This is a genomic window from Blastococcus sp. SYSU DS0541 (assembly GCF_054050875.1).
The window spans coordinates 20,150-39,940 of the sequence record NZ_JBJHAD010000004.1 but is presented as its reverse complement, the minus strand read 5'-3'; the positions used below and the strand labels follow the sequence as shown (position 1 = coordinate 39,940).

The window sequence follows — 19,791 nt, the reverse complement described above, 5'->3', positions numbered from 1 at the left end:
GTGGTGATTTGGGTGATGAACCGGGCCGTCAGGAGGCCGGCCGGCGCCGACCGCGGCAGCCCGCCGCAGCGTTACGGGGCGATCGCGCGAGTCCGGTGGGCGGTCGGCGCGAGCAGACCGAGCTCCTGCCCGCGGCGGACCGCCGCGCGGCGGTTGTTCACGCCGAGTTTGGCGTAGAGGTTCTTCGTGTGGGTGCGGACGGTGTTCACCGAGACGAACAGCCGGCGGGCGATGTCCGGGCCGTCCAGATCGGTGCCCAGCAGCCGCAGCACGTCGAGCTCACGGGCGCTGAGCGGTTCGACCAGGGATCGTCGGCCGGCAGCCGCGCCGTCCTGGTCCGGACCTGCGGCGAGGAGTCGGTGGAGGTAGGGGCTCGTGCCCGCCCGGGCGGCGAGGGCTTCCAGCAGCGGGATCAGCCTCTCCCCCTCGTCGAGGAAGACCCGGACGTACCCCTCCGGCTGGGCGAGCGCCACGGCCCGGTCCAGGGAGGCGAGCGCGCGTGGGGTGTCGCCGCCGGCCTGCTGCGCCCTGGCCAGCAGCAGGGACAGCTCGATCACGCTCCCTCTCCGCTTACCTTCCTCGGCCGCGTGCGTCAGCCGCTCCAGGAGCCCGGTCGCCTGGGCGAGGCTGCCCGGGTCACCCGAGAGCTCGTGTCGTGCCAGCAGGACACGGGCGAGCGTGGTGTGCTCGAACTCGCGCAGGTAGGACAGGTCGTCCCGGGGCGACAGCCGGCGCTCGCACGCCCAGCCGAACGCCTCGCCCACCCGGCCCTGCGCCAGCCACATCCGCGCCCGCAGCGCGGGGATCGGGCGGACGTCCGGGAACATGTCGCCGACATACAGGCGCTCGGCCTCGTCGAGCAGGTCGACCGCGCCCGCCAGGTCGCCCTCCGCCGCCCGCAGCCGCGCCGTCGCGACCCTGCTGCGGTGCCGGTTCTGCGGCAGGCCGGCGCGCTCCCCCAGAGCGGCGCTCACGGCCAGGTGTTCGCGCGCGCCGTTCAGCTCGTCGCGTTCGAGGTGGAGCTCGCTCAGCCCCACGTGCATGTCGGCCGCTCCGCGCAGCACGGACCCGCCGTGCCGCACCGCGGCCGTCAGCCCGGACCGGTAGGTGGCCTCGGCGTCCCGGAGCCTCCCGCGCGCCAGCTCGATGTCCGCCACCGCGAGCGAGACGCCCAAGGTGTCCGAGTGGTGACCGGCCCGGTGCAGCTGCGCACGGGACTCGCTCCACCAGCGGTTCGCGGCGTCGAGGTCACCCCCGGTCCAGTACGCCAGTCCGAGCAGCCCGGCCGCCGAGCCGCGCACCAGGTGCTCGTCGTCCCCGGCGAGGTCGAGGACGCGCTGGGCGTGGGTCATAGTGGCCTGCAGGTCGCCGGTCAGGCGGGCCTGGGCGGCGCGGTACACGGCGACCTGGCCCCGGACGGCTCGGAGGACGGCGTCGTCGGCTCCGGAGCCGCCTGGCTCCCGGGCGCCGGCCGCGTCCAGCCAGCGTTCGGCGTCGCGCAGGTGCTCTTCGACGCCGTCGAGTTCGCCGTGGACCAGGATCGCGCCGGCGTATCCCGCGCGGAGCAGCGGCCGGTCACGGAGCACCTGCTCCGGCAGCTGCTTGAACCAGTGGCGGAGCGTGGTCTCCTGGCGGTTCTGCCGGGCCGCCGGCATGGCCAGCTCCACCAGGTCGGCCGCCCGTTCGGGGTCGCCACCGGCCAGCGCGTGCCGGATCGCCTCGGCGGGTTCGCCGTGCTGGGCGAACCAGTCGCCGGCCCGCCGGTGCAGCTCCGGGACGGCTTCGGGCTGTTCGGCCAGCAGCCGCGCGTGCAGCACGTCGGCGAACAGGTGGTGGAACCGGTACCAGTGGCGGCGGTCGTCCAGCGGGACCAGGAACAGGTTCGCGCGCTCCAGGGCCTCCAGCATCGACGTGCCGCCGTCCCGGCCGACGACGACGTCGCACAGCGGGCCGCTGAGCCGGCGGAGCACGGCCGTCCGCAGCAGGAAGTCCCGTACGTCACCGGGTTGGCGCTCCAGCACCTCCTCGACCAGGTAGTCGACGACGTAGCGATCGTCGCCGGCGAAGCCGGCGATGAAGCCGGCGACGTCGTCGCGGCCCCGCATCGACAACGCCGCGAGCTGCAGCGCGGCGATCCACCCCTCGGTCCGCGTGTCGAGCGCCGCGACGTGCTCCGGGCTCACGGCCAGGCCCATCGCGTCGGTGAGGTACGTGGCCGTCTCCCCGGCCGTGAAGCGCAGGTCCGCTGCACGGACCTCGACCAGTTCGCCGCGCGCCCGAAGTCGGGCCAGGTGCAGGGGCGGGTCGGCGCGGGTGGCGATCACCAGGTGGACGTGGGGCGGCAGCCGCTCGAGCAAGAAGGTCATCCACTCGTGCACGACCCGAGCCGTGACGAGGTGGTAATCGTCCAGGACCAGCACCACGTCGCCCGGCACGGCGTCGAGGTCGTTGACGAGGGCGACGAGCACCTCGTCCATGGCCGCGTGCGGCTCCTGCAGGAGCGCGAGCGCGCCGGTGCCCACACCGGCGACCGCGGTCTGCAAGGCGGAGACGACGTAGGTCCAGAAGACGGTCGGATCGTCGTCCCGCTCGTCGAGCGACAGCCAGGCGATCGACCTCCCATCGGCGGCGGCCAGCCACTCCGTGAGAACGGTGGTCTTCCCGAATCCGGCGGGCGCCGAGACGAGCGTCAGAGCCGCCTCGTCACCGCGACCCAGGCGCTCGCTCAGCCGCGACCGCGCCACCAAGCCGCGCCGCCGCCGGGGGACGTTCAGCTTCGTGCTGAGCAGCGGGCCCATCCCGACCACCACCCTCGCGAGGTCGCGCCCCGACGCCGACGACTCCGGTCACCGCCACACCGTCGGCGCAGGGGACACATCGTGTCAGCGGCGTCCGGCGGTGTCGACGGGCTTCCGTCCTCCCATCGCGGTGCTCACGTGCCGGCGGCCCCTCGCCTCGGTGCGATGGGACTCCGTCGTTCCGCCGCCTGTCGAGCAGGCAGCGCCCCGGCCACCCCCTGTCCCCGGCGGGTGGCCGGGGCGGCGGCAGCGTCGTGCGCCCCAGGGCGGGCCCCAGGACCTGACTCCCGACTCCAGCTGTGCGGCCGCCGCTCGGCCGACAGGATCGGCCTGATCAAAGGCACACCGCTGGCGGCGGTCACCAGTCGGGTCGCCGGGCCGCGCAGCATCAGCACGAACAGCGACACGACGAGGGCACCGAGTACCAGCCCGTCCACCACGTCGTGCGGGTAGTGCACCCCGAGGCCCACGCGGGCGGCAGCGACCCCCAGGGCGAGCAGCGTGGCGACCGGCCACCACCGGGGGATCCTCCAGATCAGGGCAGCGGCCAGAGCCGCCGCCAGGGTTGCGTGGTTGCTCGGCAACGACCAGTCGCCGACGGGCGGGCACTCGGCGATGGCGTCGAGGCCGGGGACCGTGCGGCACGGGCGGTCCTGGGCGACCAGCGCCTTCACCAGCTCGCTGACTCCCAGGGCCACCAGCACGCCGACACCGCCCACGACCGCGGTGGCCACCGGACGAGGCCCGCGAGCACGCGCCTGCCACGCCGAGGCCGCGAGCAGCAGTGCCAGCAGCACCAGTCCGCCCTCGCTCGCGCCGGCCAGTGCGTGCTGCCCCCACGTAGGCCAGTCCGCGACCGCGCCGGCGGCGGATCGAGCGGCCTGGGAGCTCGGGGTGTCGTTGGTCAGGAGCAACACGGCGGCCCCGCCCAGCAGCAGAATCGGGGCTGCAACCGGCCGCACCGTCGTCCAGTTCGTCGTCATGACGCCGATGTTCCCCACGACGATGGCCGGACGGGTCGTGCGCCGGGACCGACCCCCCGGTCCTCCTCGAGGAGGAGACGGGCCTCGACCTCCTCCTGCAGACCCACGCGCAGATCCCTCCGTCCGGCCGATGGCCGGGCGCGCATCCGCCTCGACGATTCATGGCGCCGCAGGAGCTGCGGCACCCACGGACCACCGAGGAGGGATCGTGACAACGGTCCAGCAGGGGACGACCGCAGCCGACGTGTTGGCGGCCGCTCACACGTACGCCGCTCGCGGAGCGGCGCTGAGCAAGGTGTACGGCGAGGGCGACACGCGGGTCGTCGCCCTCGACACCGTCGACGTCGCGTTCCGCCGCGGTCAGTTCACCGCGATCATGGGCCCCTCGGGGTCCGGCAAGTCGACGCTGATGCACTGCATGGCCGGTCTGGACAGCCTGACCTCCGGCCAGGCGTGGATCGGCGAGACCGAGATCAGCGCCCTGGACGACAAGGGCCTCACCCGGCTGCGCCGGGACAAGGTCGGCTTCATCTTCCAGGCCTTCAACCTGCTGCCCACGCTGACCGCGCTGGAGAACATCACGCTGCCCATGGACATCGCCGGTCGCACCCCCGACCAGGCCTGGCTGGATGGTGTCATCGACGCCGTGGGCCTGCGAGAGCGGCTGGGACACCGGCCGACCGAGCTGTCCGGCGGGCAGCAGCAGCGCGTCGCCTGCGCCCGCGCCCTGGCGAGCCGGCCGGACATCATCTTCGCCGACGAGCCCACCGGGAACCTCGACTCCCGCAGCGGCGCCTCGGTGCTCTCGTTCCTGCGCACCTCCGTGCGCGAGATGGGCCAGACCGTCGTGATGGTGACCCACGACCCGTCGGCAGCCTCCTACGCCGACCGGGTGCTGTTCCTGGCCGACGGGCGCATCGTCGACGAGATGGCGGCCCCGACCGCCGACCGGGTCCTCGAGCGCATGAAGGCCTTCGACACCGCCGGCCGCGGCGCCACCGAGGCGATCTGAGATGTGGCGGACCACCTGGCGCAGCCTGATGGCGCACAAGCTGCGGCTCGCCTTCTCCGGACTCGCCATCGTGCTCGGCGTCGCCTTCGTCGCCGGAACCATGATCTTCACCGACACCCTGAACCGGACCTTCACCGCGCTGTTCGAGAGCACCGCTGCCGACGTGAGCGTCGAGCCCGCGGCGGCCTTCGAGGAGGGCGTCAACGGCCCCAGCGGCACCACCGCCCACCTGCCCTCGGCGTTGGTGGAGCAGGTGCGCGCCGTCGACGGCGTGGCCGCGGCGGAGGGGTATGTGCAGACAGAGGGCGTCTACGTCCTGGACCGGGACGGCGACGTGCTCGACACCGGCGGTGCACCGGGTGTGGGCGTCAGCTGGTTCGACGACCCGGACCTGTCACCGAGCGAGCTCACCGACGGGCGGGCACCGGCTCGCGACGGCGAGGTCGCGCTCGACGCGGCGACGGCCGAGGAGATCGGCTACACCGTCGGCGACCGCGTCACCCTGCTCACCCCGGGCCCGCGCATCGAGGCCGAGGTCGTCGGCATCTTCACCTTCGGCGAGGACGGCGGTCTGGCCGGTGCCTCCCTGACCGCGTTCCACCTGGGCACCGCGCAGACGCTCCTCGGACTGGGGGACGACTTCACCGGCATCAACGTGCTCGCCGCCGACGCGGTGTCCCACGACGAGCTCCGGAACCGCATCGCCGCCGCCCTGGGGGACGACTACGACGTGACGACCGCGCAGGAGCAGGCCGACGAGCAGTCAGCGGCGCTGGAGGACGGGCTCTCCTTCATCACCGTGCTGCTGACGGCGTTCGCCGGCATCGCCCTGTTCGTGGGGTCGTTCATCATCCTCAACACCTTCTCCATGCTCGTCGCCCAGCGCACGCGGGAGCTGGCGCTTCTGCGCGCCCTGGGGGCCGGCCGCGGACAGGTGACCCGATCGGTGCTCACCGAGGCCCTCGTCATGGGCATCCTCGGTTCGACGCTGGGGCTGCTGGGTGGGTTCGGCATCGCCTCGGCCCTGCGGGCGCTGTTCGGGAGCTTCGGCCTGACGCTGGACGGGAACCTGGTCCTCTCGGCGGGCACCATCGCCTGGTCCTACGCCGTCGGCGTCGTGGTCACGCTGGTCGCGGCGTACCTGCCCGCCCGCAGGGCGGCCGCCACCCCTCCGGTCGCGGCCATGCGCGACGACCACGTGGCGGCGGAGCGCTCGCTGCGCCGGCGCGCCCTCACCGGTTCGGTGCTGGCCGTCGTCGGTGCCGGTGCACTGGTCACCAGCCTCCTGGCCGACGGCGGGAGCGCCGCCCAGCTGGTCGGGTTCGGCGGGCTGAGCCTGGTCCTGGCCGCCATCGCGCTGAGCCCGGTCCTGGCGCGGCCGTTCGCCCGGTCGGTGGGGGCCGTCCTGCCCCGGGTGTGGGGAACGACCGGGCACCTCGCCCGGGAGAACGCCCAGCGCAATCCCCGCCGGACGGCGGCCACGGCATCGGCCCTGATGGTCGGCCTCGCCCTGGTGACGGCGTTCAGCATCCTCGGCGCGTCGACCAACGCCTCGGTCGACAAGCTGATCGGCACGGCGCTGCGAGCGGACTTCGTCGTCTCGACCTCGGTGGGTCAACCCTTCACCCCGGAGGTCGCCGACCGGCTCCGCACGATCGACGGGGTCGAGGCCGTCACCCAGGAGCGGTTCGGCCAGGCCATGCTCGACGGGCAGGGAACCCTGGTCGCGGCGATCGACCCTGCAACGCTGGACAGCACGGTGCTGCTGGACTACCGCGACGGCAGCAGCGCAGGCCTCGCCGGCCGGGGGCTGGTGGTCGACGAGCCGACGGCGGACAGCCACGGCTGGGACGTCGGTGACACCGTGCAGATGGTGACGGCCACCGGGGACACAGCACAGCTGACCGTCGGCGGCGTCTTCGCGGCCAACCAGGTGATCGCACCGGCGGTCGTGTCGCTGGAGACCTTCGCCGTCACCGGTGGTGCGGGGCTGGACCGGTACGTCTTCGTGGACGTCGCGGACGGCGCGGACACCGCGTCCGTGCGATCGGCCATCGAGACGGCGATCGACCCCTACCCGGTCGTGACCCTCAAGGACCGCGACGAGTTCGCCGGCGAGCAGAAGGGGCAGGTCGACCAGATCCTGATGCTGATCAACGCCCTGCTGGTGCTGTCGGTGCTGATCGCCGTCCTGGGCATCGTCAACACCCTGGCGATGTCGGTGCTCGAGCGGACCCGCGAGGTGGGCCTGCTCCGGGCGATCGGCATGACCCGCGCCCAGCTGCGCCGGATGGTCCGGCTCGAGTCGGTGCTCATCTCGGTGTACGGGTCGGTGCTGGGGCTCGCGCTGGGCGCGCTGATCGGGATCGGCCTCAGCCGGGCGCTCGCCGACCAGGGCATCTCGGAGTTGGTCGTCCCGGGCGGGCGGCTGGTCCTCTTCCTCGCCATCGGCGCCCTGATCGGCGTCCTGGCCGCCGTCTGGCCGGCCCGGCGCGCGGCGCGGATGCAGGTGCTCGACGCCATCGCCACCACCTGATCGGGCAGCAACGGCCAGAGGGGCGCCCCGCACGGGACGCCCCTCCGGTGCCTGTCTCAGGCGGCCAGAGGGATGCGCGCGACGACGCGGGTGCCGCGGTCGGGGACGCTGTCCACGTGCACCGTCCCGCCGCAGAGCCTCGCCCGCTCCTGCATCGTCCGCTGCCCGTGGCCCCCGGCCCGACGGGCGGCGGGGTCGAACCCGCAGCCGTCGTCGGTGACGGTGAGGACGAGTTCGGAGCCACGCACGCCCAGGGCGACGGCCGCCGCGGAGGCGCCGGCGTGCTTGAGGCAGTTGTGCAGCGCCTCCCCCGCGATCCGCACCAGGTGCTGGGTGGCCTCGGCCCCCACGGGCGGCACCGCGTCGTCCAGCTGCAGCCGCACCGGCAGCCCGTGGCGTGTGGTGCAGGTGGTCGCCAGCTGGCGCAGCGCCTCCGGCAGGTCGACCGGCGGCTCGGAGTGGTGCCCGCGCATCCCGGAGACCATCTGCCGGAGCTGGGAGACCGCCTCCTTGGACAGGGCCTCCAGGTCCCGCGCGGCCTCGGCCACCACCTCGGGAGCGCCCGCGGCCAGCCCCCGCTGGATCGCCTGCGCTCGTGCGTGGATGGAGAACAGGGCCGCGCTCACCGAGTCGTGCAGGTCCCGGCCGAGCCGGTGCCGTTCCAGCTCGGCGGCGTGCGCGGCGGCCTGCTCCCGCAGTTGCTCGTCGGCCAGCGCCACCGACGCGTGCGCCCCCAGGGCCGACCACGAGGTCAGCTCCGCCTTCGTGGGCGCGGTGACGGTGACCGGCAGGAGCAGGACGAGGGCGCCGACGATCTGCCCGCCCCGGTGCAGCGGCACCTTGACCGACCCCTCCCACGCCAGTCCGGCGGTCAGTTCGGCGATGATCGACGTCGACGGCGACGCGGCCAGCCGGGACCGGCCGTCGGACAGCAGCATCAGCCGCCCCGTCGTCAGCTGGTCACCGCCGGGCAGATCCGCCAGCCGCAAATGGGCAGCCCGCACTGCGTCGTCGAGCTGCTCGGGCAGTCCGGCGCCGGCGCCGAGGGCGAGCCGGCCGTCGGGGCACTCCACGAGCACCAGGCAGGCCACCGCGCGCGACCGCGCGACGGCCTCCTCGGCCAGGGAGTCCAGCACCTCGCCGACCGACCCGCCCTCGGCGATGCGGGCGGCCGCCGCGCCCAGGGCCACCGCGTCCTGCCCGGCGCTGGCCAGCCCGAAGGTGGGGTGGAAGATCGCCGGGGCGAGTTCCTTGCCGCCCGCGTGCAGGACCGAGCCCGACCACGTGATGCCGACCTCGCGGCCGTCCGGCCGCACGATCGTGTTGGCGTAGAAGCCGGTGTCGCCGTCCCGCTGGTCGTGCTCCAGGGCCAGGAGGTACGCCCGCTCGTGCTCCGGGAACGACAGCAGGTAGTCCTCGCCCTGCAACTCGGCGAACGAACGGCCGACGAGGCGGCAGCCGCTGGGGTTCAGGTACACCCACCGGTGGTCGTCGCCGGTCACGCAGACGCCGTAGCCGGAGGTCTCCAGCATCTCCACCAGCGCGTCCAGCCCCAGCTCCCGCAGGACGGCGGCGCCGGCGGACTCGGACCCGCTGCCCGGTGCGGCGGGGAGGTCGTCGACGCCCGGGTCCACCCCCGGCACCTCTCCCACGCCAGCGGGTCGCCTCGTGTCGTCGGCGGTCGCGCTGTCGGTGCTCCACACGGCTGGACAGGCTACCGAGCTACCAGCCGCCGGTGAGCGGTTCTCGACCTCCTCCTCCGAGAGGAGGAAAGCGGGGCGGACCGGTCCTCGAGGAGGAGTCGTCCGGCCCGCGGAGTGACCTACCGTTCCGGACGTGCGACGACTGGCCGCCGCGGCGGTGGACTTCCTGCGACGACACGCGGCGCGGCTCGATGCCGCGCTCGGCGCCCTGGTCGCCGCGCTCGGTGTCCTGTCCCTCTGGTCGACCCCGGCGCTGGCGACGTTCGACTACCGGGAACCGGACGCGTTCGGTGTCGGGCTGACCCTGCTCGCCGGCGCGGCCGTCGCCGTGCGGACCCGCTGGCCCGTGCCGGCGCTCCTCGTCGCCTGCGGCGCGTCGCTGATACCGCTCCAGCTGGGCTACCCGCAGAGCGTGGCCACCTTCGCACCGCTGCTCATCCTGTACACGGTCGCCGCCCGGCGGCCGGTGTCGGTGAGCGCGCCGGCCGCAGGGTTCGTGTACCTGCTGGTAGGACTGCTCCTGGTGGTAGGGCCGATGGAGCCCACCCTGGCCGACTGGGTCAGCAACAGCTTCATGATCGTCGCCGTCTGGGCCGTCGGCCGGTCGGTGCGCAGCCACCGGGCCGAGAGCGCCGGCCGCGAGGAGCGCAACAGGGCCCTGTTCGAGGCGCGCGAGGCCCGTGCGCGAGCCACGGAGGTGGACGAACGGGCAGGGATCGCCCGGGAGATGCACGACCTGGTCACCCACGGCATCACGGAACTGACCGTGCAGACCGCGGCGGCCCGACGGCTCCTGCGCGACGACCCGGACACCGCAGAACAGCTGCTGGCCGACGTGGAGAGCAAGGGCCGCGACGCCATCGCCGAAATGCGCCGGGTCCTGGACGTCCTGCGGCCCGCCGAGGATGCAGCGGCGCTGCGACCCCAGCCCGGTCTCGCCGACCTCGAGGCCCTCCTCCACGACGCGCGCGCCGAAGGCATGGAGGTCCAGCTGCTGGTCAGCGGCACGCCCGCTGACGTCGAGCAGGGGGTAGGCCTGACCGCCTACCGGATCGTCCAGGAAGCCCTGCGGAACATTCGGCAGCACGCCGGGCGGGCCACCGCCCGCGTCACGCTCGACTGGAGACAGGGGTGCCTGTGCCTGGCTGTCGAGGACGACGGCCGCGGCGCCCTGAGCTGGTTCGCCGACTCCCCGCCCGACGGCCACGGTCTGAACTCGCTCCGCGAGCGCGTCGCGGCCTATGGCGGCAGCCTGCGGACCGGCCCTCACCGCGGAGGCGGCTTCACCGTCACCGCCAGCCTCCCGACGACCACCCGGAGCCAGTCATGACGATCCGCGTCCTGCTCGTGGACGACCAGCCGCTGCTCCGTACGGGCTTCCGCCTGATCCTCCAGACCGAGTCGGACATCGAGGTCGTCGGCGAGGCCGCCGACGGTCAGGTCGCCCTCGCCCAAGCCCGCGCACTGCACCCTGATGTCGTCCTCATGGACATCCGCATGCCGCGGATGGACGGCGTCGAGGCCACCCGTCGGCTCGGCGAGCTCGACACCCCGCCACGCGTGCTGGTGCTGACGACCTACGACCTCGACGAGTACGTCGTCGAGTCACTCCGTGCCGGGGCGTCGGGGTTCCTGCTCAAGGACGTCCCCGCCGACGACCTCGTCGAGGCCGTCCGCGTCGTCCACCGTGGCGAGGCCGTCGTCGCCCCCCGGGTCACGCGCCGCCTGCTCGACCGCTTCGCCCGGCAGCTGCCCGCCACCACGACGACCGCGCCGGCCCCCCTAGCCCAGCTCACCGAACGCGAGCACCAGGTCCTGCTGCTCGTGGCACGAGGGCTGTCCAACGCCGAGATCGCCAGGGAACTCGTCCTCAGCGAGACGACGGTGAAGACCCACGTGAGCAACGTGCTCATGAAGCTGGGCCTGCGCGACCGGGTCCAGGCGGTCGTGCTCGCATACGAGCGCGGGCTCGTCACGCCGGCCGGCTCCTGAGTACGAGCTCCACCTCGGGCGGTCCTCCTCCGGGAGGGGTTCGGAACGGGACGTCCGGAGGACGACCGAGCGGCGCTCCGCTCCTAGCGTCGGGACCGAGCGGGGCACCCTGCCCTGCCGCGAGCCACGGAGCCCCCATGACCGCCGCGATCCACGTCTCCGACGACACCCTCACCGTCCGGCTCCCCCGCTTCAGCAGGATCGCCGGCCTGCTCCGCCATCAGGTCGTCCCCCGCTCGGCGATCACCAGCGCCGAGGCCGTGGCCGACGGGCTCACCGCCGCCCGCGGCCTGCGTGCACCCGGGCTGGGCATCCCCGGTCGACGGATGGTCGGCACCTGGCGCGGCCGCGGCGCCCGGCGCCTCGTCGACGTCCGCCGTGGCCAGCCGGCCCTCCGTCTGCGCCTCCAGGGGCACCGGTACGACGAACTGCTCATCGGCCACGACGACGCAGCTGCACTCGCCGTACTGCTCACCACCCTCCGCTGACTTCCCCACCCTGCAAGGAGGACGCTTCGATGAAGGCGTTGACGGACAAGGAGATCCGGCGCTCGTTCGTCAACTGCTCCCGCAGCGAGGCGCTGGCCATGACTCTGCCCGGCAGTCTGGACGACGTGCCCTGGGACGAGCGCGAGTTCCTCGGCTGGCGAGACCCCGAGCGCCACTGCGCGGATACGCCGTCTGGTGGCGCGACGGCCGGCCATTGGGCATCGCGCTGCGCGCCGCCGACACCGGCATGTCCAGCCGGTCGGCCGCGATGTGCCTGCTCTGCCAGAGCACTCAGTCCGGCGCCGACGTCTCCCTGTTCACCGCCCGGCGAGCCGGCGAGGCCGGACGCAACGGCAACACCGTCGGCCAGTACATCTGCGCAGACCTGAACTGCTCCCGACGGGTCAGGACCGACATCCCCCCGTGGCTGCAGACCCGTGACCCCGACGAGGTGATCTCCGAACGGGCGACAGCCCTGCAGACCCGGTTGGACGGCTTCGCCGACCACGTACTGCGCGCGATCTGACGGAGTCGGAGGCCTGACGGCGCCCGTCACCGCCCGACCCCGTCTGCCCGTCCTCACTGCCCGTTCCCCTCCCCGGAAGGACCTGCCATGTCCTCGAGCACCGTGCTGGCCCTGGCCCCGCTGCTCCTGCTCGCCGTCGGTGTCGTGGCCTACGCGCTGGCTGACCTCGCCCGCTTCCCGAATCCGCGGTGGCTGCCGCGGTGGGGGTGGGCGCTGATCTGCTTGTTCTCCATCCCCTTCGGCGCCGTCGCCTACCTCGTCGCCGGGCGTCAGCAGCGATGAGCGCCCGTACTCCGCTCGCGGCGAGCCTGGCGCACCGCCCGGCGGTCGACCCCGGCCACCCGTGGGCGATCAGCACCGCCGGTCTCACCCGCAGCTACCCCGGTGGCGCCGGCGTGCACGGCGTCGACCTGCTCGTCCCCCGGGGCAGCGTCTACGGCATCGTCGGCCCCAACGGCGCCGGCAAGACCACCCTGCTGTCCATCGTGACCGGGCTTCGCCGCGCCGACGCCGGTTCCGTCACCACGGCCGTACCGGTCGAGCGCATCGCCGTCTGCCCCGACGTGCCCGACCTGGAGCCGTGGCTGACCGCCGCCGAGGCCGTCGAGCTCGCCCGCTCGTTGAGCGCCCCTCACCTCCCGGCCGCGCGCGTGCACGAGGCGCTGTCCCACGCCGGCCTCGGCGACGCCGCGTACCGCCGGGTCGGTGGGTTCAGCCGTGGCATGCGGCAGCGGGTGGGCCTGGCCGCTGCCCTGGTGACCGACCCGGAGATCCTGGTGCTCGACGAGCCCACCAGCGCCCTGGACCCGGCCGGCCGGGCGGGGATGCTCGACCTGATCGCCGGGATGGCCGGCGACCGCACGGTCATCCTGTCCACGCACATCCTCGCCGACGTCGAGCGGGTGGCCGACACCATCGGTGTGCTGCGCGACGGTCGGCTGCTCTACCAGGGGGCCACCGCCGACCTGCTCGCCGACCACGCCCGCCCCGCCTGGACGGTGCGGCTGCGCGACGGCGCGGACCGGGCCGGGGCGGCCCTCGAGGACCAGCCCTGGGTCACGCGGGTGACCAGCCCCGCGCGGGGCGTCCTCCGCGTCGACGTCACCAGCGCCCACTCCGCGGAGATCGGGCTGGTGCCCGCGCTGGCCGCATGCGGCGCCCGGATCGTGGCGATCGAGCCGCACACCGCCGACCTGGAGACCGCGTTCCTGTCCCTGACCACCACCCGGGAGAACCCGTGACCGCAACCACGAGCCGTCCACCGGCCGCTTCCGGCGTGCACCGCAAGGCCGGGACCATCCGGCCGCTCGGGCTGTGGCGGCTGGAGTGGCTGCGCCTGACCCGCACCCGACGGTGGATCGGGTTGGCTGCTCCCTTCCTCTTCTTCGCGTGCACCGGCCCGCTGCTGGCCCGCTACGCAGACGAGCTCCTGTCCGCGGTCGGCACGGCCGGGAACATCACCGTGCGGGCCACCGCGCCCACGCCCGCCGACGCCATGGACGGCTACACCGGCAACGCGCTCCAGCTGGGGCTTCTCGCGGCGCTGGTCCTCGCCGCCGCGGCGCTGACCGTCAACGCCCACCCCACACTCGCTGTCTTCTACCGCACCCGCGTGCCCTCCGCCGCCCGGCTGGTCCTCCCCCGCTGGACGGTGGTCACCGGCGCCGCCGTGGCCGCCCACGCGGCCGGCACCGCCCTGGCGGTGTACGAGACCGGCGTCCTGATCGGCCTGCCCGACATCCCGGCCGTGCTGACCGGGTGGGCACTGAGCTCCCTGTACCTGGTCTTCGCCCTTGCAGTCACCGCGGCGGTCGCCACCCGCGCCCGGAGCACGCTGTCGGCCGTCGCGGTGACTCTCGCCGTCGTCCTGGTCCTCCCGCTGCTCGCCGCGATCCCGGCGCTGCAGCCGTGGATGCCCTCGGCTCTCGCCGGTGCCCCCACCGCCCTCCTTCAGGGCGCCGACACGGGCGACTACCTGCGTGCCGCGCTCGTCGCCACCCTCGCCACTGGCGCGGCGCTGCTGCTCGCCGTCCGCGGCGTGGCCCGCCGGGAGCTCTGATCCCGTCACGCCCGACTGCGTCGGCGCCGGGCACGGGCTTCAGCGGGTGAGCATCACCTGGTCGACGTAGCACCAGCGCCACGACTCGCCAGGCTCGCGTGACTGCGCGAGCGGATGGGCGGTCTCGCGGAAATGAGCGGTGGCGTGCTTGTTCTTCGACTGGTCGCAGCAGCCGACCTTCCCGCAGACCAGGCACATGCGCAGGTGCACCCAGGCGTCACCGGTCTTCAGGCAGTCCTCGCACCCGTCGGCGCTGGGCGAGACGTCGCGCACGGCGTCCAGGTGGCTGCAGGTGCCGCGGCGGCGCAGGAACCACGGCAGCCGGCCGCGCAGCGCGGTGGCAAGGGTCATCGCCGGCTCTCCCCCGTGTCGACGAGCAACCGGAGGACCGGTGCGATGGCGGAGGCGGGACCGGCTGGAACGGTCATGACGGTCATCTCCTCGGGCGTCGGGACGTGACGACGCGGACGAGCCGGCGGGTACGGATGCGATCCGCTGACCGCGGGCGGGACGGGCCGACGGGCCAGCGAGATCCGGCAGAGTAGAGGGCATGTCCCAGTCGTCGGAAGCCCTTCCGGGGGCGGTCCTGGTCGTCGTCCCGGACGACAGCGTCCGAAGCGGTCTGGTCGCCGACCTGTCCGCCCACCTCGGCGCCGAACGGGTGCTCGCTGCGGCCACCGGCGAGGCGGCCACGGACCTGCTCGTCGAACGGTCCCGGACCGTGGCGCTCGCGCTGGTCGCCAGCCGACTGCCTGGCGGGCAGGGGTCCGCCCTGCTGGCCGAGATCCGCCACCGGTTCCCCGGGGTGCGACGCGTCCTGTTGTCCGCCGCGTACGTCACCGACCCCGCGCAGTACGACGAAGGTGAGCTGGTCCGCGGCGCGCTCGCCAGCGGCGACGCCCATGCAGCCGTTCCGCACCCGTGGCGCCCCGCAGCTGACCGCCTGCACCCACCAGTGGACGACCTGATCGAAGAGTGGCAGTTGGACCAGCTGATGGCCGTGCGGACCATCACGGTGGTGTGTGCGCCGACCTCGGCGCGCGGCAACGAACTGCGTGACCTGCTCACCCGCAACGGCCTTCCGCACGAGTGGCTGGACCCGGGATCCGGGCGCGGCAGCCTGCTGCGCGGACATCACGCCGCGCGCCCGGACCAGGTGCTGTTGCTCTTCCACAACGGAGCTGTGCTCCTCGACCCGGAGCCGCGACAGGTGGCCGACGCGCTCGGCGCCCGGACCACTCCTGCCCGCGACCGCTACGACCTCGTCGTCGTCGGCGCGGGACCGGCCGGTCTGGCCGCTGCGGTCTACGGCGCGTCGGAGGGACTGCGCACCCTCGTCCTGGAGTCGCAGGCCTACGGCGGCCAGGCAGGCACCAGTTCCCGGATCGAGAACTACCTCGGTTTCCCGAGCGGCATCAGCGGCGGCGCGCTCATGCAGCGCGCGGGCACCCAGGCGGTGCGGCTGGGCGCCGAGGTGCTGGTTCCGCGACGGGTCTCGTCGCTGCACAGGGAGGACGGCAAACACGTGATCCGCCTTGAGGACGGCAGCGAGGTGCGTGCCCGCGCCGTCGTCCTCGCCATCGGCGTCAGCTACCGACGCCTGCCTGCGGCCGGCGCCGAGGCGCTGGTCGGGTCGGGGGTCCAGTACGGATCCCCCACGGTCCAGCTTCCCGGCATCTCCGGTGGGCGGGTGTTCATCGTCGGTGGAGGCAACTCGGCCGGCCAGGCGGCGGTCAAGCTCGCCGAGTCCGCCGATCAGGTCACCCTCGTCGTCCGGTCCGGATCGCTGGCGTCCGGTATGTCGCACTACCTGGTCGAGCAGTTGGCGTCCCTGCCCAACGTCCAAGTCCTGACCGGCACGGAAGTCGTCGCGTGTGGCGGCACCGAGTGGCTGACGTCGTTGACGCTCCGGTCAGGAGGTGAGCAGATCGAGGTCCAGGCCGACGCGATGTTCGTGATGATCGGCGCTGTGCCGGACACCGGGTGGTTGCCGCACGAGATCCGCCGGGACGCCCACGGCTTCGTCCTCACCGGCCCGGACCTGCGGGACGAGCATGCCCCGGACAGGGCGGCCCACGAGGCGCTGCTGCTGGAGACGAGCCTGCCGCGGGTGTTCGCCGTCGGGGATGTCCGGGCCGGCTCGGTCAAGCGGGTGGCGTCGGCCGTCGGAGAAGGGGCGACAGTCGTGTCGCTCGTGCACTCCGCACTCGCCGAGGACGCAGGCGTCCCGGCCTGACGCCGACGGTGAACGGGCCCGGTCCACCGGCACGCGCGTGAACCCGCGGCGGCCTCCGCCGCGCTCCGATGGCACCCGAGCTACAGGTTCGTCCAGGCCAGGGTCAAGGCGGAGAAGATCACCATGTCCTGCAGCCAGTGGATGATCCAGGCCCACCGGGATCCGCCGGTCTCCACCATGCTCTTGGCCAGGAGCACCCCCAGGAAGCCCGCCAGCAGCACGCCCGAGGCACCGGGCGGATTGCCGTGGTAGTGGGCCAGGCCGAACAGCAGGCCAGTTCCAGCCAGCGCCCCCCGTGTGCCGACGACCGATGGCAGCACGGCGAGCGGCACGTTGCGGTAGCCGAACTCCTCGTTGACGGTGTTGGTCGCGGCCAGCAGCGCGACGAACGGCAGGGACCACAGGAGGACGGTCGGATCGCCGAAGTCCGAACCCAGGGCGAACCACATGGCGGTGGCCGTGCCGGCGGTGATGCCGACCGCCCAGAAGGTGCCGAGCCGGCGCCAGACCGGAACGGCACCGGCCGTGTAGACCCCCGCCCGGGCGCGGACGCGATCGTCCCCGGCACGCAACCGCAGCGCGGTGCGCCCGAGCCGACCCGGGCCCAGGACGACGAGCAGCACGGTCGGTACCACCAGCAGGGCTTGGACCACGGCGCCGCGGGCGACCCACGGGACGGTGTGCTGCCAGTTCTCCCAGACATCGGTGCCCGTCAGGCCGCCGATGACCAGGTGCCAGCCGGCCGCCATCGCCAGGAGCCAGCGGAGCGACGCGTCCAGACCCCGCAGGCGATCGGAACGCCGGACGGCGATCAGCAGCAGGACGAGCGCCAGGACCTGGGTGACCGGCAGGAGGGACGGCGCCTCCCCGGTCAGCTCGGCGACGACGATCTGCGGCAGGGCGCTGGCCAGCGCCAGCGCCCCCCAGAACACGCCTTGCGCCAGGCGATCGGCCGGCCCCCGGTCGACCGCCGCGGATCGCCCCGGCAGGACCTCGGTCACCGCGCCCGCCCGCGCTCCAGCTCCCGGTCCAGTTCCCGCTGCACCAGCCGCTCCCGGACCCGGCCGAGGTCACCGACGACGTAGGCCGTGTGCACCGCCAGGCCCAGCCCCCATCCCATGAGTCGCCAACCGGAGCCGGTGATGCCGCCCGCGGCCAGGACCAGCCCGCTGTTGACCCCCAGGTAGACCAACCAGTGCAGCGCCAGACCGAGCTTCTGCTCGACCCGCTGCCGCGCCCGCCGCTCCGCACCCTCCCGTAGCGCGTCAGTCGTCATGACCCCTCCCCGACCGGGTGAGTGAACGCTGTTCACCGAATGGCGGCAGCGTAGGTGAACGGTGTTCACTGAGGCAAGGGACGTCTCGACGAAGGGCCATGCCGTGCCACGATCGCAGCGGATCACCCGGGACGGGCTGCTCGAGGCGGCGATGCAGATCGTCGACGCCGAGGGGCTCGACGGGCTCACCATGCGCCGCCTCGGCCAGGCCGTCGGTGCCGTCCCGACGATGGTGTACCGCTTCTTCGCCGACAAGTCCGAGCTGGTCGAGGCCTTGGCCGACCGGCTGTTCGCCCAGGCACGCGACGGCCGGCCCGGTCCCGAGCCGCCGCCCGGGGCGCCGTGCCGGCCGGCCGAGCTGGAGCGGCTGCGCCTTGCGGCACACCGGACCCGCCGCGCTCTGCTGGCTCATCCGGCGCTGGTGGCGGCGGCGGTGAGACGCCCGCCGCGTCAAGAGGCGACGCTGCACGGGTTCGACGCCGGCCTCGGGCTGCTGTTGACCGCCGGCCTGGACCCCGCGGCGGCGGCGAAGGGGTACCAGGCGGTGCTCTTCTACACCCTCGGCTTCGCTGCACTCGAAGCCCCGTTCGCCGCCTCCCCCGACGGCGGGGTACAGGATCAGGCGGACACGCACGCGGTGCTCGCCCGGCTGCCGGCCGACCACTACCCGCACATCGCCGCTACCGTCGATCACCTGTACGGGCCCGACCTCACCGCCCAGTTCGACCACGGCCTGCGGCTGCTGCTCGGGGGCCTGCGGGCCCAGCTGCCGACCGCCGCTGAAGAATCGGGCTGAAGGCGATGCCGGGTGCCGGTCGGCGACCCGGCCGCCGCGACCGACCGGCCGGTGCCGATGTCCCGACGGGGCTCAGGTCCCGGCGAACAACGCCCGGGTCAGCGCCGTCCGCCGGACGAGCACGTCGTAGGCCAGGAGGGTGAGGGCGGCCGTGCAGAGGCAGATGACCAGGTACTCCAGCACCGGGTGCATCGGGCCGCCGACGACCAGGTAGGCCACCAGCACGAGGATCGGCTGGTGCAGCACGTACCAGGCCAGTACCGCGGGTGCGACGTAGCGGGCGAGGCGACCACCCGACGGGCTCTCCCCACCCGTGCGGGGCTGCCGCGGCCGCAGCCGGCCCAGCCCCCCGATGACCGCCACGACCGCGCACCACCCGGCCGCACCGAACGCCGCCCTCCCGGCGAGGGCGAGCGGAGTGCGGTCCAGCAGCAGGTCGCCGTCCCCACCGAGCAGGAGAGCCCCTCCGGCGACGGCCATGAGCCCGACCGCGGTCGCCGCGGCGAGGACCGCGTCCCGTCGCAGCGCGTCCCGGAAGCGCTCGTCGGCGGCCATGACACCACCCGCCGCGAAGAACAGCAGGAAACCGAGTTCGTGGCCGGCGGCCATCCCCTCGTCCAGGCCGAACCCGGCGGCAACCGCAGCCAGCAGCACCGCGGGCAGCAGGACCACACCGCGTCGCCCCGTGGCAGTCGCCAACCGCTGCACTCCTCGCCGCCCGCCGGCGGAGGCCAGCCAGCCGAACAGCGGCAGCACGACCAGCGAGTACAGCAGCAGCAGGTACACGAACCACAGGTGGCCCGTCTCGAACCCCCGGCCGTCGACCGCAGGCCGGAGCACGAACGGGAACTCCGACCAGTCCCCGTCGACGCGGAAGAAGCGGGGCCAGAAAGCCGCGTAGGACTCGCTGTACCCCGGATCCGCCCGCAGCCGCAGCCACACCGGCAGGGGAACGAGCAGCACGATGCCGGCCACGAGGGGGACCAGCAACCGGCGCACCCGCCGGGCGAGGTAGTCACCGGTGCCGCGGGCCTGCCACGAGTGCCATGCGCCGATCCCGGCAACCAGGAACAGCAGTGGCATCGCCGCGACCACGATGGGGGCGGCGAACGGCACGAGGTCGGTGGTCCGGTCACTCTTGACGTAGAAGTCGTCGGTCGCGTCGAAGACCAGCGCGGCGTGGAACGGGATCAGGCCGCCGACGACCACCACCCGGGCGAGGTCCAACCCCGGCCAGCGGTCGACCCGCCCCGACGTCTCCGTCGCCGTCATCCCGTCGCGCTCCTCAGCATCGGCCGCCGGCAGCACCTTGGCAGGCCCCCACCGCCCTGTCGAGTACCGCCCGCCGTCCGGGGACCGCGGTGACGGGCACGGGACAGAGGACGA

Annotated in this window: 17 protein-coding genes and 1 pseudogene; 11 read left to right on the top strand and 7 right to left on the bottom strand. The window is 73.7% G+C overall.

The features are described from left to right. Positions 1 to 71: 71 nt before the first annotated feature. Both ACI794_RS06175 and ACI794_RS06170 read right to left on the bottom strand, forming a co-directional pair. Positions 72 to 2,798 (bottom strand): LuxR C-terminal-related transcriptional regulator, encoded by a 2,727-nt coding sequence (locus ACI794_RS06175; protein ID WP_456615883.1) that lies wholly within the window; start codon positions 2,796 to 2,798, stop codon positions 72 to 74. 134 nt (positions 2,799 to 2,932) lie between these two features. Then, entirely contained in the window at positions 2,933 to 3,781 is an 849-nt protein-coding gene (locus tag ACI794_RS06170; protein ID WP_456601701.1) for a phosphatase PAP2 family protein, read from the bottom strand. Positions 3,782 to 3,989: 208 nt separating this feature from the next. Between ACI794_RS06170 and ACI794_RS06165 the strand changes: the two genes are divergently transcribed. Both ACI794_RS06165 and ACI794_RS06160 read left to right on the top strand, forming a co-directional pair. After that, positions 3,990 to 4,793, top strand: coding sequence for an ABC transporter ATP-binding protein (locus ACI794_RS06165; RefSeq protein ID WP_456601702.1), 804 nt, complete (start codon positions 3,990 to 3,992; stop codon positions 4,791 to 4,793). A 1-nt stretch (position 4,794) separates the two neighbouring features. After that, positions 4,795 to 7,329 (top strand): ABC transporter permease, encoded by a 2,535-nt coding sequence (locus ACI794_RS06160; RefSeq protein ID WP_456615882.1) that lies wholly within the window; start codon positions 4,795 to 4,797, stop codon positions 7,327 to 7,329. A gap of 56 nt (positions 7,330 to 7,385) precedes the next feature. Here the strand turns inward: ACI794_RS06160 and ACI794_RS06155 are convergent, their stop codons facing one another. Then, on the bottom strand, positions 7,386 to 9,032 hold the full coding sequence (locus ACI794_RS06155; RefSeq protein ID WP_456615881.1) for a histidine kinase: 1,647 nt from the start codon (positions 9,030 to 9,032) through the stop codon (positions 7,386 to 7,388). A 133-nt stretch (positions 9,033 to 9,165) separates the two neighbouring features. Between ACI794_RS06155 and ACI794_RS06150 the strand changes: the two genes are divergently transcribed. The 7 genes and pseudogenes from ACI794_RS06150 (at position 9,166) to ACI794_RS06120 (ending at position 14,097) form a co-directional block, all read left to right on the top strand. Beyond that, complete coding sequence (locus ACI794_RS06150) at positions 9,166 to 10,362, top strand: sensor histidine kinase (RefSeq protein ID WP_456615880.1); 1,197 nt, start codon at positions 9,166 to 9,168, stop codon at positions 10,360 to 10,362. Beyond that, complete coding sequence (locus ACI794_RS06145; RefSeq protein ID WP_456615879.1) at positions 10,359 to 11,024, top strand: response regulator; 666 nt, start codon at positions 10,359 to 10,361, stop codon at positions 11,022 to 11,024. Before ACI794_RS06150 ends, ACI794_RS06145 begins: the two co-directional genes overlap by 4 nt. Positions 11,025 to 11,161: 137 nt before the next feature. After that, a complete protein-coding gene (locus tag ACI794_RS06140) occupies positions 11,162 to 11,512 on the top strand; it encodes a hypothetical protein (RefSeq protein ID WP_456615878.1) in 351 nt (116 codons plus the stop codon). A gap of 29 nt (positions 11,513 to 11,541) precedes the next feature. Beyond that, positions 11,542 to 12,038 (top strand): annotated as a pseudogene (locus ACI794_RS06135) (FBP domain-containing protein). Between the two features lie 87 nt (positions 12,039 to 12,125). Then, entirely contained in the window at positions 12,126 to 12,320 is a 195-nt protein-coding gene (locus ACI794_RS06130; protein ID WP_456615877.1) for a hypothetical protein, read from the top strand. Further along, positions 12,317 to 13,279 carry an ABC transporter ATP-binding protein gene (locus ACI794_RS06125; RefSeq protein ID WP_456601710.1) on the top strand — a complete coding sequence of 321 codons (963 nt, stop codon included), beginning with the start codon at positions 12,317 to 12,319 and terminating at the stop codon, positions 13,277 to 13,279. The genes ACI794_RS06130 and ACI794_RS06125 overlap by 4 nt, the downstream gene beginning before the upstream one ends. Beyond that, positions 13,276 to 14,097 carry a hypothetical protein gene (locus ACI794_RS06120; RefSeq protein ID WP_456615876.1) on the top strand — a complete coding sequence of 274 codons (822 nt, stop codon included), beginning with the start codon at positions 13,276 to 13,278 and terminating at the stop codon, positions 14,095 to 14,097. The genes ACI794_RS06125 and ACI794_RS06120 overlap by 4 nt, the downstream gene beginning before the upstream one ends. Before the next feature lie 39 nt (positions 14,098 to 14,136). On the opposite strand, the gene ACI794_RS06115 is transcribed toward ACI794_RS06120, so the two are convergent. Then, positions 14,137 to 14,448 carry a ubiquitin carboxyl-terminal hydrolase 14 gene (locus ACI794_RS06115; protein ID WP_456601712.1) on the bottom strand — a complete coding sequence of 104 codons (312 nt, stop codon included), beginning with the start codon at positions 14,446 to 14,448 and terminating at the stop codon, positions 14,137 to 14,139. A 199-nt stretch (positions 14,449 to 14,647) separates the two neighbouring features. Between ACI794_RS06115 and ACI794_RS06110 the strand changes: the two genes are divergently transcribed. Next, on the top strand, positions 14,648 to 16,333 hold the full coding sequence (locus ACI794_RS06110) for an FAD-dependent oxidoreductase (RefSeq protein WP_456615875.1): 1,686 nt from the start codon (positions 14,648 to 14,650) through the stop codon (positions 16,331 to 16,333). Positions 16,334 to 16,413: 80 nt separating this feature from the next. Here ACI794_RS06110 and ACI794_RS06105 read toward each other — a convergent pair whose 3' ends face one another. Together ACI794_RS06105 and ACI794_RS06100 are read right to left on the bottom strand one after the other, a co-directional pair. Beyond that, the gene (locus ACI794_RS06105) at positions 16,414 to 17,334 is read right to left on the bottom strand and encodes a CPBP family intramembrane glutamic endopeptidase (RefSeq protein ID WP_456615874.1); all 921 of its coding nucleotides are present in this window, start codon (positions 17,332 to 17,334) and stop codon (positions 16,414 to 16,416) included. Continuing rightward, a complete protein-coding gene (locus ACI794_RS06100) occupies positions 17,331 to 17,609 on the bottom strand; it encodes a 2TM domain-containing protein (RefSeq protein ID WP_456615873.1) in 279 nt (92 codons plus the stop codon). The genes ACI794_RS06105 and ACI794_RS06100 overlap by 4 nt, the downstream gene beginning before the upstream one ends. Before the next feature lie 103 nt (positions 17,610 to 17,712). On the opposite strand from ACI794_RS06100, the gene ACI794_RS06095 reads away from it, so the two are divergent. Next, complete coding sequence (locus tag ACI794_RS06095; protein ID WP_456615872.1) at positions 17,713 to 18,405, top strand: TetR/AcrR family transcriptional regulator; 693 nt, start codon at positions 17,713 to 17,715, stop codon at positions 18,403 to 18,405. A gap of 72 nt (positions 18,406 to 18,477) precedes the next feature. Here the strand turns inward: ACI794_RS06095 and ACI794_RS06090 are convergent, their stop codons facing one another. After that, on the bottom strand, positions 18,478 to 19,677 hold the full coding sequence (locus ACI794_RS06090; protein ID WP_456615871.1) for an acyltransferase family protein: 1,200 nt from the start codon (positions 19,675 to 19,677) through the stop codon (positions 18,478 to 18,480). Positions 19,678 to 19,791 lie beyond the last annotated feature (114 nt).